This window comes from Hydrogenophaga intermedia (genome assembly GCF_023715105.1).
GTDB classification, from domain to species: domain Bacteria; phylum Pseudomonadota; class Gammaproteobacteria; order Burkholderiales; family Burkholderiaceae_C; genus Hydrogenophaga; species Hydrogenophaga intermedia_A.
This window is the reverse complement of sequence record NZ_JAMBNO010000008.1, coordinates 39,402-53,043: the sequence shown is the minus strand read 5'-3', so window position 1 is coordinate 53,043 and position 13,642 is coordinate 39,402. Positions and strand designations below refer to the sequence as shown.

Genomic DNA, 13,642 nt, shown 5'->3' with positions numbered 1-13,642 from the left:
GTGGGGATCGAAAGACCGCTGGGGACATGCTGCCACGGATCCCCAGGGCTGTACACGAAAGGCCGGGTAAGGCAAGCAACTTAATGCTGGCTTCAGGAAGACGTGGCTGTGGCCGCAACCCGGCGACCATCCGGCAGCCCTGCGTACACTCCCCCCACCCCATGACGCCGCAAGACTACGTCCAGCAAAAGGCCGCTGCCTCGGGCAGCAGCTTCTACTACGCCTTCCTGTTCCTGCCGCCCGATCGCCGCGCCGCGATCACGGCCTTCTATGCCTTCTGCCGCGAGGTGGACGACGTGGTTGACGAGGTGAGCGACCTGGGCGTGGCGCAGACCAAGCTGGCCTGGTGGCGCACCGAGGTGGCGCGCGCGTACGAAGGCACGCCCACGCACCCGGTGACGCAGGCACTGATGCCGCTGGCCGGTGCCTTCGGCATCGAGGCAAGGCACCTGATGGCCGTGATCGACGGCTGCCAGATGGACCTGGAACAGAACCGTTACCTCGACTTCGCCAACCTGCAACGCTACTGCCACCTGGTCGCGGGCATCGTGGGCGAGGTGGCGGCGCGCATCTTCGGCCAGCAAGAGCCCCGCACCACCGACTACGCGCACCGCCTGGGCCTGGCGCTGCAGCTCACCAACATCGTGCGCGACGTCGGCGAGGACGCGATGCGGGGTCGGATCTACCTGCCGATCGACGAGCTGCAACGCTTTGACGTGAAAGCGCACGAGCTGCTCAAGCGCGGCGCGGCGCCGGGAGCCGACGCCGCCGATTTCGAGCGCCGCTTTCGCGCGCTGATGGCTTTCCAGTGCGAGCGCGCACTGCGAACCTACGACGAAGCGCTCGCCATGTTGCCCGACGCCGACCGGCGCAGCCAGAAGCCCGGGCTGATGATGGCCAGCATCTACCGCACGCTGCTGCGCGAGGTGGCGGCCGACCCGATGGCCGTGCTCACGCAGCGCGTGGGCCTCACGCCTTTGCGCAAGTTCTGGCTCGCCTGGAAGGTGCAGGCCCTGGGGCGTTTGTGATGCGCGTGGCGGTGGTGGGGGGTGGCTGGGCCGGCCTGGCCGCGGCGGTGGCGGCGGCCGAGGGCGGCGCGCTTGTCTCGCTGTTCGAGGCGGCGCATGCGTTGGGCGGGCGGGCCCGACGGTTGCTGCTGCAACGGCCCGACGGCCTGGCCTGCCCGCTGGACAACGGCCAGCACATCCTGATCGGCGCCTACCGTGACACGCTGACCCTGATGCAGCGTCTAGGTGTGGCGCCGCTGGACGTGCTGCAGGTGCAGCCACTGTCGCTGCGCTTTGCCGATGGCCGCGGCCTGCAGGTGCCACCTTGGGCCGCGCGCTGGCCCGCACCGCTGGACGGGCTGGCGGCAATGGCCACCGCGCGCGGCTGGGGATGGGGCGACCGCCTGGGCCTGCTGCGCGCCGCATTGCGCTGGCGTGCCGTCGGGTTCGCCTGCGCGGACGATGCCACCGTGGCCGAGGTCTGCCGCGGCGTGCCGCCGCGCGCCATGGAAGAGCTCATCGAGCCGCTGTGCATCTCGGCCCTGAACCTGCCCGCAGCACAGGCCAGCGGCGCCGTGTTCCTGCGCGTGCTGCGCGATGCGCTGTTTGGCCAACCCACCGCAGGCATGGCCCCGGCCGCGCTGCTGCTGCCGCGCACCGATCTCTCCGCGCTGCTGCCCGACGCGGCCGCGCAATGGCTGCAGGCACAGGGCCATTCAGTACACACAGGCGCCCGCGTCGAAGCCGTGCAACGCGACGGCATTCACGAGGGCGCCGGGTGGCGCCTGACACTGGCCGATGGCACGCAGGCCGTGTTCGAGAGCGTGGTCTGGGCCACAGGCGCACCGGCTGCGGCGCGCGCGCTGGCCCCCGTGGCGCCCGACTGGGCGCGCACCGCGGCAGCCATCGAGCACACCGCCATCACCACCGTCTACGCGTGGGCGCCTGCAGCCCGACTGGCCGCACCCATGCTGGCGCTGCGTGACGGGCCCGCGCAGTTCGCCTTCGACCGCGGCGCGCTCAGCCCCCGCGAGCCGGGACTACAGGGTGTGCTGGCGCTGGTGATCAGCCACAGCAGCGGCGAGCGCGAAGACCTGCAGGCCGCCGCGCTGGCACAGGCGCAGGCGCAGCTGGGGGTGCAATTGCTGCCCTTGCAGACGGTGACCGAAAAGCGCGCCACCTTCGCCTGCCGGCCCGGCCTGCAGCGCGCGCCGGCCGCGGTGGCGCCGGGGCTCTGGGCGGCGGGCGATCATGTCGATGGCCCGTACCCTGCCACGCTCGAAGGCGCGGTGCGCAGCGGCCTGCAGGCCGCACGCCGGGCGCTTGACGAGGCGATCCGTTAAATCCTGCCGGCCTGTGGGCCTGTTGCCCCCTGTTCGCGGCTGGTACCCTTGGGGAACCCTGGCGCAGCGCCAGGGTCCTGTCCCGCTGTTCTGCCGTTTTCCGAGGAAAGGAGCTCTCCCATGTTCGCCGTCACCCACCCCCTTCGCCACACCCTGCTCGCCCTGTGCCTGGGCACGGCAGCCCTGGCCCAGGCGCAGGAGATGGTCAGCATTGCCGGCAGCACGGTGAACATGCGCGAGGAGCCGAGCCTGAACAGCACCGTGTTGTGGGAGCTGCAACGCGGCTACCCGCTGCAGGTGACCGAACGCCGCGGCGAGTGGCTCGGCGTGAAGGATTTTGAGGACGACACCGGCTGGGTGGCACGTTCGCTCACCTCCGACGAGCCGTACCACATCGTCAAGAGCCAGACGCTGAACCTGCGCAAGGGCCCGGGCACCGAGCACCAGATCGTGGCCGAGCTGGCACGCGGCGAACTGCTAAAGACGCTGGAAAAGCGCGACGACTGGGTGCGGGTGGAGCGCTACGACGGCGCCACCGGCTGGGTGGCGCGCCGGCTGGTCTGGGGCTTCTGATCAGCCTTCGCGGCGCAGGGCCACATAGGCCGGTCGCGCCACGCAGCGCTGCACCCATTCGTGCGTGAGCGGGTGTGCCTGCATCAGCACCCGCGAGGCACGCGCCCACAACAGCACGCTGGCCACGCACAGATCGGCCACGGTGAATCGTTCGGCCGCCAGCCAGGCTTGCCCGGCCTCACGCTGGCGCTGCAGGTGCGATTCGATCACCCGCAGTGGCACCGCGAGCCGTTTCTCGGCCGCATCGGCCAGTTCGGGCTTGCGCCGCGCCTCGGGCATGGCCACCCGGTGCATGAGGACGGTGAGCGCATCGGCTTCGCATTCGGTCACGACCCAGAAACTCCATCGCAAAGCCTCGGCCTCCTCGCGTGGGGTGGCAGGCGCGATCGACACACCATCGGCGCGCCCATACACGCGCGCCAGGTACAGCGCACAGGCCATGCTTTCCCAGACCACCACTTCGCCCTCGGGCCGTGCATCGACCAGCACCGGAATGTGCCCGTTCGGGTTGAGTGCGAGGAATTCGGGTGTGCGCGTGGCCCCACCGCCGAAAGGCGTGGGCACATGCTGGAATTCGAGGCCGAGTTCGGTGGAGGCCCACAGGGGGCGCAGCGCGCGCGAGGCGGCGATGCCGTGGAGGGTGAGGGACATGTCGAACAAGGCTCGGGTTCAATGCTGCGCAACGCACGACGGGCCGCCACCCAGGGACACCACGGAACCGGCTTTGCCGGGCCGTTGGTGGCGCCCCCTTGAGGGGGTCGCGCGCAGCGCGGCGGGGGTGTTTACACCAGTTTGTTGCACAAGGTCATGAGGTCGGGCACGGTGGTGTGCGGCATCAACGGTGCGTGTTCCCAGGCCTGACCACCGCGGTTGAGCCAGGCCACCTGAAGCCCCGCCACCAGAGCGCCCAGTGCGTCGAGCTGGGCATCGTCGCCCACGTGCAGCACCTCGGAGGGCCGCACACCCGCAGCATCGGCCGCGGCGTGGAAGATGCGCGCATCCGGCTTGCCGACGCCGAACTCGCGCGCGCTCAGCGCCGCGTGAAAGTGCCGGCCCAGCCCCACCCGGTGCACGTCGGCGTTGCCGTTGGACACCGCGACCACCGGGTAGCGGCTGGCCAGCCATTCGAGGGCGGGCAAGGCGTCGTCGAACAGCTCCACGCGATGCCGCTCGGCGAAGAAGACCTCGAACGCGGGCTCGGCGAGCATCGGGTCGTCACCCGCCTTCAGCAGCACGAAGCGGATCGACTCGCGGCGCAGCGCGCTCAGGTCGTGCGACAGATCGGGCCGCTTGATCTGCAGGTAATGGCGCGCCTCGCGCAGCGCCTGCGGGTCGCCCGCCAGCGCGGCGGTGGCCGGTGCGTGCTCGCGCAGCCAAGCGGCCAGCGTGGCCTCGGCGCGCTCGATGGTGGGCCAGATCGGCCACAGCGTGTCGTCCAGGTCGAGGCTGATGGCCTTGATGCGCGCCGGATCGAGCGTGGCGGGGGGTGGGGAAGCAGGCCCGTGGGCCGGGCTCGAGGGGGTATTCATGCTTGCAGGAGAATAGCGCATGCCCTTTGCCGCCGAACCACCCTTCTCCCATGGCCAGCCGCTGCGCACGGCCGTGATCCTGGTCAACCTGGGCACGCCCGACGAACCCACGCCCGCCGCCCTGCGCCGCTACCTGGCGGAGTTCTTGAGCGACGCGCGCGTGGTGGAAATTCCACGCCTGCTGTGGTGGCCCATCCTGCACGGCGTCATCCTGCGCGTGCGCCCCGCCAAATCGGCGGCCAAGTACGCCAGCATCTGGATGCCCGAGGGCTCACCGCTGAAGGTCTGGACCGAGAAGCAGGCCACGCTGCTGCGGGGCCACCTGGGCGAGCGTGGCCATGCGCTCACGGTGCGCTATGCCATGCGCTATGGCAACCCGTCGGTGGCAACGGTGCTCGATGAGGTGAAGGCCGAAGGCGCCACGCGGGTGCTGATCCTGCCGGCATACCCACAGTACAGCGGCACCACCACCGCGAGCGTGATCGATGCCGTCACCGCCTGGACCGCGCGCCAGCGCCACGTGCCCGAGTTGCGCTTCGTGAACCACTATCACGACGATCCGGGCTACATCGAGGCGCTGGCACGCTCGGTGCGCGCTCACTGGCAGGCCCACGGCCGTGCGGACAAGCTGGTGATGAGCTTTCACGGCGTTCCCGAGCGCACCCTGCACCTGGGCGACCCTTACCACTGCGAATGTCACAAGACCGCGCGGCTCCTGGCGCAGGCCCTCGGGCTGGACGCCAGTGGCTACGTGCTCACCTTCCAGAGCCGCTTCGGCAAGGCCAAGTGGCTGGAGCCCTACACCGAGCCCACGCTGATCGCGCTGGCGCAGCAGGGGGTGAAGAGCGTGCAATTGATCTGCCCTGGCTTCACCGGCGACTGCATCGAGACGCTGGAGGAGATCGACATGGAGGCGCGCGAGGCGTTCACCCACGCCGGCGGTGAACGCTTCGAGTACATCGCCTGCCTGAACGACAGGCCCGAGTGGATCCGCGCGATGGCCGACATCGCGGAGCGGCACCTGCAAGGCTGGCCGACGCGCAATGGCGCCAGCGAAGCCGACCGCGCGAGCAGCCGCGAGCGTGCACTGGCGATGGGCGCGCGGCAGTAAGCTCTGCCCCGACGATCTCAGACCGTGGAGCGGGCTTCGCTCAGAAACCGCTGCACCAGCTCCAGTTGGTCGGGCACGTTGAGCGCGGGTGCGTGGCCGCAGCCGGCGATGGTGACCACCAGCGCGCGCGGCCCGCGGTCGCGCATGGCCTCGGCGGTGTCGGCCAGCAGCAGGTCGGATTGCGCGCCGCGAAGGCACAGCACGGGCACGTCGATGCGGTCGAAGGTGGCCCAGAGTTCGTAGTCCTGCGGGTGGTGCTCGAACTGCATCACCATGGCCGGGTCGTAGTGCGGCGTCACGCGGCCGTCTGGCAGGCGGCGCGCCGAGCTCTCGGTGAGCAGGCGCCACTGCGCATCCGGCAGGTAGCCATAGGGCTTGTAGACGGTGCGGAAGTACTGTTCGAGCTCGCCCATGGTGGCAAACGCCGCCGGGCTGCCGGCGTAGCTGCGAATGCGTTGCACCGCGGGCGCGGCCAGCTGCGGGCCGATGTCGTTGAGCACCAGGCGCTCGATGCGCCCTTGCAGCGTACCGGCCGCGCACACCATGCCGATGGCGCCGCCCATGGAGGTGCCGACCCAGTGGAAACGCTGCAGACCAAGTTGGTCGACCAGGGATCGCGCGATGCGCGAATAGAAGTCCAGGCAGTACTCCGCTTCGGGTTTCGGGCTCCATTGCGAAAGCCCGCGCCCGATGGTGTCGGGGCAGATCACGCGCCAGCCCTGTGCGCACAGGTGCGCGGCCAGCGGGTCCATGTCGCGCCCGGTGCGCGCCAGGCCGTGCCAGGCCACCACCACCGGCCCGCCGGCCTGCGCGGGCACCCAGTCCATGAAGTGGATCTCGCGGCCCTCGCACATCAGGTAGCGCGAGCGCGGCTCGACGGCAGCGAAGTTCATGCGCCCTCCTTCATCGGCGACGCGGTCCTGAGCGAGCGCATCGCGGTGCGTTCACGCAGCTTGCCCACGATGCCGGTGGGAAAGTGGTAGACCGAGAGCACGAAGAACAGGCCGAGCCAGAGCAGCCAGCGATCGGGGGTGAGCAGCGCGGGCAGCAGCGGCACGCCCTCAGCCATTGAACCGAGCCAGCGCAGCAGGTCCTGCAGGTAGCTTTGTGCCACCAGGAACAGCACGCTGCCGATGATGGCGCCGTACAGCGTGCCCATGCCACCGATGACGACGATCAGCAGGATGTCGAGCATGATCTCGAAGGACAGCGAGGTGTCGGGCCCGTTGTAGCGCAGCCAGAGCGCAAGCAGGCAGCCCGCCAGCGTGGCGAAAGACGCGGCGATCACGTTGGACAGCGTGCGGTAGACCACCGTGCGGTAGCCCAGGGCTTCGGCGCGGAAGTCGTTCTCGCGGATGGCCTGCAGCACCCGGCCAAAGGGCGAGTTCACGATGCGCAGCATCACCAGGAACATGGCCGCCACGCACGCGAACAGCAGGTAGTAGGTGATGAAGCGGCCGTTGAGCGTCACCGGGCCGAACGGGCCTTCGAAGTCCTCTTCCATCAGCGCAAACCCGGGCGACAGCAACTCGGGCAGGCGAAACGTGAGGCCGTCCTCGCCACCGGTGATGTCGCTCAGCTGCGAAGCCAGCGTGAGGAAGGCCGAGGCCACGGCGAGCGTGATCATGGCAAAGAAGATCGCCCGCACGCGCAGCGAGAACAAGCCGATCAGCAAGGAGAGAAGCAGCGAGAGCACCAGCGCACCCACCGCACCCACGAACAGTGCCCACCAGGTGGGGCCGAGCGCGTTTGCCGAGATCGCGATGCCGTAGGCACCGATGCCGAAGAACATGGTGTGCGCGAAGCTCACGATGCCGGTGTAGCCAAGCAGCAGGTCGAAGCTGACCACCAGCGCAATGAAGATCAGCACCTTGGCCGCCACGTTCAGCGCCTTCACGCCCGGGAACAGGAAGGGCGCAAACGCCAGACCGAGCACGATGAGCACGAGCACCAGGCCGAGCACACGGCTGCGCGGCAGGTCGTGGGAGAGCAGACGGGACAACATGACATCCGCTCCTTATCGGTTCGCCACCGGGTACACACCCTGCGGCCGCCACAGCAGGATGGCCACCATGAGCGCGATGTTGGAGAACAGCGCCACCTTGGGCATGAGGAAGCCGGTGTAGTTCGCCACCAACCCCACCAGCAACGCACCCACCAGCGCGCCCAGCGTGGAACCCAGGCCGCCGATGATGATGACGATGAAGATCAGCACGTTGACCTGCGCGCCCATCTGCGGCAGCACGGTCTGCTGGTACAGGCCCCACATCACGCCGCCCAGGCCGGCCAGCGCGCTGCCCGCCACGAACACGCCCACGAACAGGCGGTGGATGCGATAGCCGAGCGACTCGACCATCTCGCGGTCCTGCACGCCGGCGCGGATCAACAGGCCGACCTTGGTGCGGTTGAGCGTCCAGACCATGGCGGCGAACACCGCCAGGCCCACGGCCATGGCCAGCAGGCGGTACTTCTCGATCGAGGCATCGCCGATGATGAAGCTGCCGCGCAGCGTCTCGGGCAGTGGCAGCGCAAGCTGGCCCGGGCCCCAGATCACCTTGATGAGCTCCTCGCCGATGATCATGCCGCCCATCGTGATGAGGATCTGCTTGAGGTGCTGCCCGTAGACCGGGCGCACGATGTAGCGTTCGAACACCAGCCCCAGCGCGCCCGCCACGGCCATGGCCACCAGCATCGCCGGCACCAGGGCCACGAGGTTGAGCCAGAAGCTGTCGGCGATGGCATAGGCGTTGAGTGCGCCGAACACCGTGACCGCCACGAAGGCACCCAGCGCAATGAACACGCCGTGGCCGAAGTTGAGCACGTCCATCAGGCCGAAAACGAGCGTGAGCCCCGAGGCGATGATGAAGACGATGAGGCCCATGGCCAAGCCTGCCACGGTGAGGGTGAGCCAGGTCGACGGGCTGCCGACCGCAGGCAGCGCGAGCGCGGCCAGCAGCGGCACCAGGGCCACGGGTTTCCAGTCGAAATCCTTGAGCGCTTGCCAGCGAGCAACGGGATTCGTCGCCGTGGGGGTCATCACGGATGTGTTCATTGGTGCGCTCCCAGCGAGAGGCCGAGCAGTCGCGCCTGCATCGAGGCGTCTTCGGCGAGTTCGGCCATCGCGCCGCAGTGCACCACGCGGCCGTCGTCCATCACGGCCACGTTGTCGCCCAGCTGGCGCGCGAAGTTGAAGTTCTGCTCGACGAGCAGGATGGTGGTCTGCGCGGCCTTGAGTTCCCTGAAGGCCGCGATCATGTTCTGGATGATGGCCGGCGCCAGGCCCTTGCTGGGCTCGTCGATCAGCAGCAGGCGGCGCGGCTCGACGATGGCGCGTGACACCGCCAGCATCTGCTTCTGCCCGCCCGAGAGCTTGCCTGCGGGGTGCAGCCAGAACTTCTTCATGGCCGGGAACATGTCGAAGATCCACTCGAGCCGCTGGGTGTCGATGTCGTCGAGCGTGCGCGCCCCGCGCGCGGCCAGCAGCATGTTCTCGCGCACGCTCAGGTCCGCGAAGATGCCCATGTTCTCGGGCACGTAGGCCACGCCGCTTTGTGCGATGTCGGGCGTGACCTTGGCCGTGATGTCTTCGCCCGCCAGCGTGATCCGCCCCTGGCTTGCATGCCACAGGCCCATGATGGTGCGCAGCGTGGTCGTCTTGCCGGCGCCGTTGCGGCCCAGCAGCATGGTGAGCTGGTTGGCGGGCACCACGAGGTCGACCCCATGCAGGATGTGGTACGCGCCGATGTGCGTGTGCACGCCGTCGAGCGTGAGCAAGGCGTTCGCGCTCATGCGGCCACTTCCTCTTCCGGGTTCACGCCCAGGTAGGCCTGTTGAACGACGGGCGAAGCGATCACCGCCTCGGGTTCGCCGTCGGCCACCAGTTCGCCGTTGTGCAGCACGATGATGCGGTCCGACAACTCGCGCACCACGTCCATCTTGTGCTCCACCAGCAGAATGGTCTTGGTCTTGTCGGCCTTGAGCTGGCGAATGAGGTTGAGGATCACCGGCACCTCGTCCACGCTCATGCCCGCGGTGGGCTCATCGAACATGTAGACCTTCGGGTCCAACGCCATCAGGATGCCGACCTCGAGCTTGCGCTGGTCACCGTGCGGCAGGCTGGCCGCACGGGCCTCGGCCTTGTCGGCCAGCGCCACGGCTTCCAGGATGCGATCGGCCTGTTCGATCAGGTCCTTGCGGTCGCTCCAGACGCGGAAGAAATCCAGCCCCGCGCCCGCCCTCGCCTGCACCGCCATGCGCACGTTCTCGCGCACGCTCAACTGCGGAAACAGGTTGGTGAGCTGGAACGCCCGGCCCAGGCCAGCGCGCGTGCGCAGCGGCGCACTCAGGCTCGTGAGATCGCGCCCGTCCAGCGTGACGGTGCCCGCCGACGCCTTGATCTGCCCCGAGATCAGGTTGAAGTAGGTCGTCTTGCCCGCGCCGTTGGGGCCGACGATGGCGGTGAGCGTGCCCGGCGCGAACGCGCAGGAGACAGCATTCACCGCCACGTGCCCGCCGAAGCGGACCGTGAGGTTCTGGGTTTGCAGCATGGCAGCCTCGGGGAGAAACAACACACCGTTCGGGCTGAGCCTGTCGAAGCCCATCCACGTGCCTGGGCGGGCCCTTCGACAAGCTCAGGGCGAACGGTGAAGCGGGCGAACGATCAGCGCTTGTTGCGGATCGGAATGTTCATGTCCTCCGGCTTGATCTCGCGGACCAGCTCGGGAACACCCCAGGCGAAGGCCGGGTCGGCCTTGATGCGGAAGTGATACATGCTCTGCATGGCCTGGTGGTCTTCCTTGCGGAAGGTCATCGTGCCCTTGGGCGTATCGAAGCTCATGCCCTCCATGGTCTGGATGAGCTTGTTGGTGTTGGTGTCGCCGTTGGTCTTCTTGAGCGCGGTCACCACCGCCATCGCGGCGCTGAAGCCACCCGCGGTGAAGAAGTCCGGCGGCTGCTTGAACTGGCGGTAGTGCTCAGCCACCATGGCGTCGTTGATCGGGTTCTTCGGGATGCCGAAGTAGTAGTACAGGGCGCCTTCCATGCCCGGGAACTGCTTGTAGGCCACCATCGCCGGCAGGATGTTGCCGCCGGTGGCGAGCTTGATGCCGTAGCGCTTGTCCAGCTCCATCTCGGCGATCTTGGCGAACGGCGTGGGCGCCCCCGACCACACCACCGAGATGTACTTGTTGCCCGGCTGGTCCTTGAGCTTGTCGACCAGGCGCAGCAGGCCGGCGGTGAAATCCGTCGTGCCCACGGGCAGGTATTCCTCGTGAACGATCTTGGCCTTCTTGGTGAAGTCCTTGGCGGCCTTCACGGCATCGCGGCCGAAGGCGTTGTCGTTGGCGAGCACGCCGATCACGTTGTTGGCGTTGTCCAGCGCCACGGCGTTGGCGGCTGCGTCCTGGCTGCTGTTGCGGCCGGTGCGGAAGATGTACTTGTTCCACTTGTCGCCGGTGATGGAGTCGGCCACGGCGGGCTCCACCAGCAGGATCTTGCGGTACTCCTCGGCCACGGGGAGCATGGCCAGCGCCACTGGCGAGGCTGTGGGGCCGATGGCCAGATCCACCTTGTCGTCGGCGTAGGCCGCGGCCAGCAGGCTCTTGCCCACGTCGGGCTTGCCCTGGTCGTCTTTTTCGATCACGACGATCTTCTTGCCCGCCACCGTCATGGTGCCGCCGGTGGCGTAGCTCAGGCCCATCATCAGGCCCGTGTGGGTCTGCTTGGCGTAGGCCTCGAGGGGGCCGGTCTTGCTGTGAATGTGGGCGATGCGGATCTCGCCCTTGTTGGCCTGAGCGAAGGCGAGCGTGGCCGTGCAGGCCATGGCGATCACCGCCAGACGGCGGGTGGCGTGGAACATGTCTTGTCTCCTCGATGGGTGGGTCGCGGCGCGGCGCGCCGTCCCTGTGCATTGCAGACACCGTGCCAACCCGGTGAGCCTTTGAAATCAAAGGATTTTTTTGAGAGACGGATCCGAGTTGTTTGAATTTCAGACAGCACCGAAAATCCTCGATGTCTGAATTTCAGTCAATCGTCTGAAAATCAGACAATTCGGGCGAGGCGGCCAACCGGTCATACAGGCTGGCCCGGGAAATGCCCAGCAACCGCGCGGCGGCCGTGCGGTTGCCGCCGGTGCGTGCCAGCGCCGCCGCGATGGCGCGGCGCTCCAGCTCGGCGATCTGCTCGGGCAGCGGGCGCAGGTCAGCGTCCTCGCCGGTGTCAGCCGGCAACGGCCCGGGCGCGGCGCGTTCGACCGGCGCCAGCGCGGGCAGCCCCGCCTCACGCAACACCGCGGCCACGTCATCGGCGGTGATCAAGGGTGAATCGGCGCGCAGCGCGAGTTGCTCCAGCACGTTGCGCAGCTCGCGAATGTTGCCGCGCCAGGGCTGGGCCGCCAGCACCGCTTGCGCTTGCGGGCCGATCTCCAGCGGCGCGCCACCGCCACGCGCCGCAATGTCCTCGCACAGCGCCTCGATGAGCTGGGGGATGTCGGTGCGGCGTTCCCGCAGCGGCGGCACGCGGATCGGCAGCACGTTGAGTCGGTAGTACAGGTCTTCGCGGAAGCGCCCGTCGCGCACCATCTGCGGCAGGTCGCGCGAGGTGGCGGCCACCACGCGCACGTCGCAACGCACGAGCTGGTTGGAGCCCAGCGGTTCGATCTCGCCTTCCTGCAGCGCGCGCAGCAGTTTCACCTGCATCGCCATGGGCATGTCGCCGAGCTCGTCGAGGAACAGCGTGCCGCCATCGGCGATTCTGAACTTGCCATCGCGGCCCTTCTTGTCGGCACCGGTGTAGGCGCCCGGCGCCACACCGAAGAACTCGGCTTCGAGCAGCGACTCGGGCACCGCCGCCATGTTCACGCCCACGAAAGGCTTGCCCGCGCGCGGCGACGCGGCGTGAATGGCGTGCGCCAGCAGTTCCTTGCCGGTGCCGGTCTCGCCCAGCAGCAGCACCGGGCTCGTGGACATGGCAGCACGCCGTGCCTGGCGCTTGACCTCCACCGCCGCCGGGCTGGTGCCCACGAAGCTGGCAAAGGTGTACTTGCTGCGCCGCTGCGTGGCGAGCTGGCGCTGCGCTTCCTTCAGGTCCTGCTCGAGCCGCGCGAACTTGGTGATCAGGGGTTGCAGCGTGGTCTCGGGGTGATCGAACAGCACGATGCCCAATACCCCGATCACCTCCCCGCCGTCGTCGCGCAATGGAATGCGGCTCACCACGAAAGTGCCGGCGCGGTTGTCGAGCAGGTCGATGAGGATGGGCTTGCCGGTGGCAAGCACGCGGTGCATCTGCGTGTTGTGCACCACGCTGCTGACAGGCTGGCCCACGAAGTCTTCCTCGCGCTCGAAGCCGAGCGCGGGCAGAAAACGGCGGTACTGGTCGTTGATCCACACCACCCGCGCATCGCGGTCCACCAGCATCATTCCCTCGCTGGCGTTTGCGAAGAGATCGAACATGGAACGCGCAGCGAGCTCCAGAATGCTCTGCGCGTCGCGGGGCAGGCGGTCGTCGCGGGTCATGGGGAGATGGTACCCCTGGGTGGTATGAGGCAGGCCCGGGGTTTCCATGCTCGGGGGCGGGTGACGTACCGCTTTTGTGGCGGATGTCAGGGCGGTACCCCTGGCTTTGGGGGCGCAACTGCGGCGGTCCTCGCTGCGCGAGGACTTCCCTGTGGTGCTCGGAGGCAGGGCGCGCGGCATAACTCGCTGCATGCGCTGCGCGCATTCCGCTAAACAGATGCCGCGAGTCAGTCATGGAAGCGCGCTGCGCGCGCCGCCCTGCCCCCTGCGCTCCTCGGCGCCGCACATGCGCCCCCAAAGCCAGGGGCACCGCCCTGACGCGAGCGTGGTTGGTATTCCACCGGTGGCGTGCCGACACCTCGTTGCCGAGGGCGTGGGCTGTGTGGACGGGGGCGCCTGTGCGCTGGCGAGGAGCACAGGCTGCGTGGCCGCGCGCGCAGCGCGCTTCGTCATCTGACTCACGGCATCTGTCTGAGCGGAGCGGGCGCAGCCCGCGCAGCGAGTTATGCCGTGGGCCACGCAGACGAGCACCGCAGCGGACCCCGAAGGGGCAGCGCAGTGAAGCCCC

At 68.5% G+C, this 13,642-nt stretch carries 13 protein-coding genes; 4 read left to right on the top strand and 9 right to left on the bottom strand.

Features of this window, described 5'->3' with window-relative positions; all coding sequences use genetic code 11:
* Positions 1 to 161: 161 nt before the first annotated feature.
* From hpnD to M3149_RS08975, 3 genes are all read left to right on the top strand, one after another.
* Positions 162 to 1,028 (top strand): presqualene diphosphate synthase HpnD, encoded by an 867-nt coding sequence (hpnD, locus tag M3149_RS08985; protein WP_251708965.1) that lies wholly within the window; start codon positions 162 to 164, stop codon positions 1,026 to 1,028.
* Complete coding sequence (gene hpnE / locus M3149_RS08980; RefSeq protein ID WP_251708964.1) at positions 1,028 to 2,350, top strand: hydroxysqualene dehydroxylase HpnE; 1,323 nt, start codon at positions 1,028 to 1,030, stop codon at positions 2,348 to 2,350. Before hpnD ends, hpnE begins: the two co-directional genes overlap by 1 nt.
* A 120-nt stretch (positions 2,351 to 2,470) precedes the next feature.
* Positions 2,471 to 2,923, top strand: coding sequence for an SH3 domain-containing protein (locus M3149_RS08975; RefSeq protein WP_251708963.1), 453 nt, complete (start codon positions 2,471 to 2,473; stop codon positions 2,921 to 2,923).
* Here the strand turns inward: M3149_RS08975 and M3149_RS08970 are convergent, their stop codons facing one another.
* Both M3149_RS08970 and M3149_RS08965 read right to left on the bottom strand, forming a co-directional pair.
* The gene (locus M3149_RS08970; protein ID WP_251708962.1) at positions 2,924 to 3,574 is read right to left on the bottom strand and encodes a glutathione S-transferase family protein; all 651 of its coding nucleotides are present in this window, start codon (positions 3,572 to 3,574) and stop codon (positions 2,924 to 2,926) included.
* A gap of 131 nt (positions 3,575 to 3,705) precedes the next feature.
* Entirely contained in the window at positions 3,706 to 4,452 is a 747-nt protein-coding gene (locus M3149_RS08965) for an HAD family hydrolase (protein WP_251708961.1), read from the bottom strand.
* Positions 4,453 to 4,471: 19 nt separating this feature from the next.
* On the opposite strand from M3149_RS08965, the gene hemH reads away from it, so the two are divergent.
* Positions 4,472 to 5,563: a ferrochelatase gene (gene hemH, locus M3149_RS08960; protein WP_251708960.1), complete on the top strand. Its 1,092-nt coding sequence runs from the start codon at positions 4,472 to 4,474 to the stop codon at positions 5,561 to 5,563.
* A gap of 17 nt (positions 5,564 to 5,580) precedes the next feature.
* Here hemH and M3149_RS08955 read toward each other — a convergent pair whose 3' ends face one another.
* The 7 genes from M3149_RS08955 to M3149_RS08925 form a co-directional block, all read right to left on the bottom strand.
* A complete protein-coding gene (locus M3149_RS08955; RefSeq protein WP_251708959.1) occupies positions 5,581 to 6,456 on the bottom strand; it encodes an alpha/beta fold hydrolase in 876 nt (291 codons plus the stop codon).
* On the bottom strand, positions 6,453 to 7,568 hold the full coding sequence (locus M3149_RS08950) for a branched-chain amino acid ABC transporter permease (RefSeq protein WP_251708958.1): 1,116 nt from the start codon (positions 7,566 to 7,568) through the stop codon (positions 6,453 to 6,455). The genes M3149_RS08955 and M3149_RS08950 overlap by 4 nt, the downstream gene beginning before the upstream one ends.
* A gap of 12 nt (positions 7,569 to 7,580) precedes the next feature.
* A complete protein-coding gene (locus tag M3149_RS08945) occupies positions 7,581 to 8,600 on the bottom strand; it encodes a branched-chain amino acid ABC transporter permease (RefSeq protein WP_251709095.1) in 1,020 nt (339 codons plus the stop codon).
* An 11-nt stretch (positions 8,601 to 8,611) separates the two neighbouring features.
* Entirely contained in the window at positions 8,612 to 9,352 is a 741-nt protein-coding gene (locus M3149_RS08940) for an ABC transporter ATP-binding protein (RefSeq protein WP_251708957.1), read from the bottom strand.
* A complete protein-coding gene (locus tag M3149_RS08935) occupies positions 9,349 to 10,110 on the bottom strand; it encodes an ABC transporter ATP-binding protein (RefSeq protein WP_251708956.1) in 762 nt (253 codons plus the stop codon). Before M3149_RS08935 ends, M3149_RS08940 begins: the two co-directional genes overlap by 4 nt.
* Positions 10,111 to 10,223: 113 nt before the next feature.
* Positions 10,224 to 11,420 carry a substrate-binding domain-containing protein gene (locus M3149_RS08930; RefSeq protein ID WP_251708955.1) on the bottom strand — a complete coding sequence of 399 codons (1,197 nt, stop codon included), beginning with the start codon at positions 11,418 to 11,420 and terminating at the stop codon, positions 10,224 to 10,226.
* A gap of 163 nt (positions 11,421 to 11,583) precedes the next feature.
* Positions 11,584 to 13,074, bottom strand: a complete 1,491-nt coding sequence (locus tag M3149_RS08925; RefSeq protein ID WP_251708954.1) for a sigma-54 interaction domain-containing protein — start codon at positions 13,072 to 13,074, stop codon at positions 11,584 to 11,586.
* Positions 13,075 to 13,642: the final 568 nt, after the last annotated feature.

Bases quoted from the DNA above. Each gene is read 5' to 3' on its own strand.
- M3149_RS08955 (WP_251708959.1), bottom strand. From the start codon at position 6,456: ATGAACTTCGCTGCCGTCGAGCCGCGCTCGCGCTACCTGATGTGCGAG.
- M3149_RS08975 (WP_251708963.1), top strand. From the start codon at position 2,471: ATGTTCGCCGTCACCCACCCCCTTCGCCACACCCTGCTCGCCCTGTGC.
- hpnE (WP_251708964.1), top strand. From the start codon at position 1,028: ATGCGCGTGGCGGTGGTGGGGGGTGGCTGGGCCGGCCTGGCCGCGGCG.
- M3149_RS08945 (WP_251709095.1), bottom strand. From the start codon at position 8,600: ATGACCCCCACGGCGACGAATCCCGTTGCTCGCTGGCAAGCGCTCAAG.
- M3149_RS08950 (WP_251708958.1), bottom strand. From the start codon at position 7,568: ATGTTGTCCCGTCTGCTCTCCCACGACCTGCCGCGCAGCCGTGTGCTC.
- hpnD (WP_251708965.1), top strand. From the start codon at position 162: ATGACGCCGCAAGACTACGTCCAGCAAAAGGCCGCTGCCTCGGGCAGC.
- M3149_RS08935 (WP_251708956.1), bottom strand. From the start codon at position 10,110: ATGCTGCAAACCCAGAACCTCACGGTCCGCTTCGGCGGGCACGTGGCG.
- M3149_RS08970 (WP_251708962.1), bottom strand. From the start codon at position 3,574: ATGTCCCTCACCCTCCACGGCATCGCCGCCTCGCGCGCGCTGCGCCCC.
- M3149_RS08965 (WP_251708961.1), bottom strand. From the start codon at position 4,452: ATGAATACCCCCTCGAGCCCGGCCCACGGGCCTGCTTCCCCACCCCCC.
- hemH (WP_251708960.1), top strand. From the start codon at position 4,472: ATGCCCTTTGCCGCCGAACCACCCTTCTCCCATGGCCAGCCGCTGCGC.
- M3149_RS08925 (WP_251708954.1), bottom strand. From the start codon at position 13,074: ATGACCCGCGACGACCGCCTGCCCCGCGACGCGCAGAGCATTCTGGAG.
- M3149_RS08940 (WP_251708957.1), bottom strand. From the start codon at position 9,352: ATGAGCGCGAACGCCTTGCTCACGCTCGACGGCGTGCACACGCACATC.
- M3149_RS08930 (WP_251708955.1), bottom strand. From the start codon at position 11,420: ATGTTCCACGCCACCCGCCGTCTGGCGGTGATCGCCATGGCCTGCACG.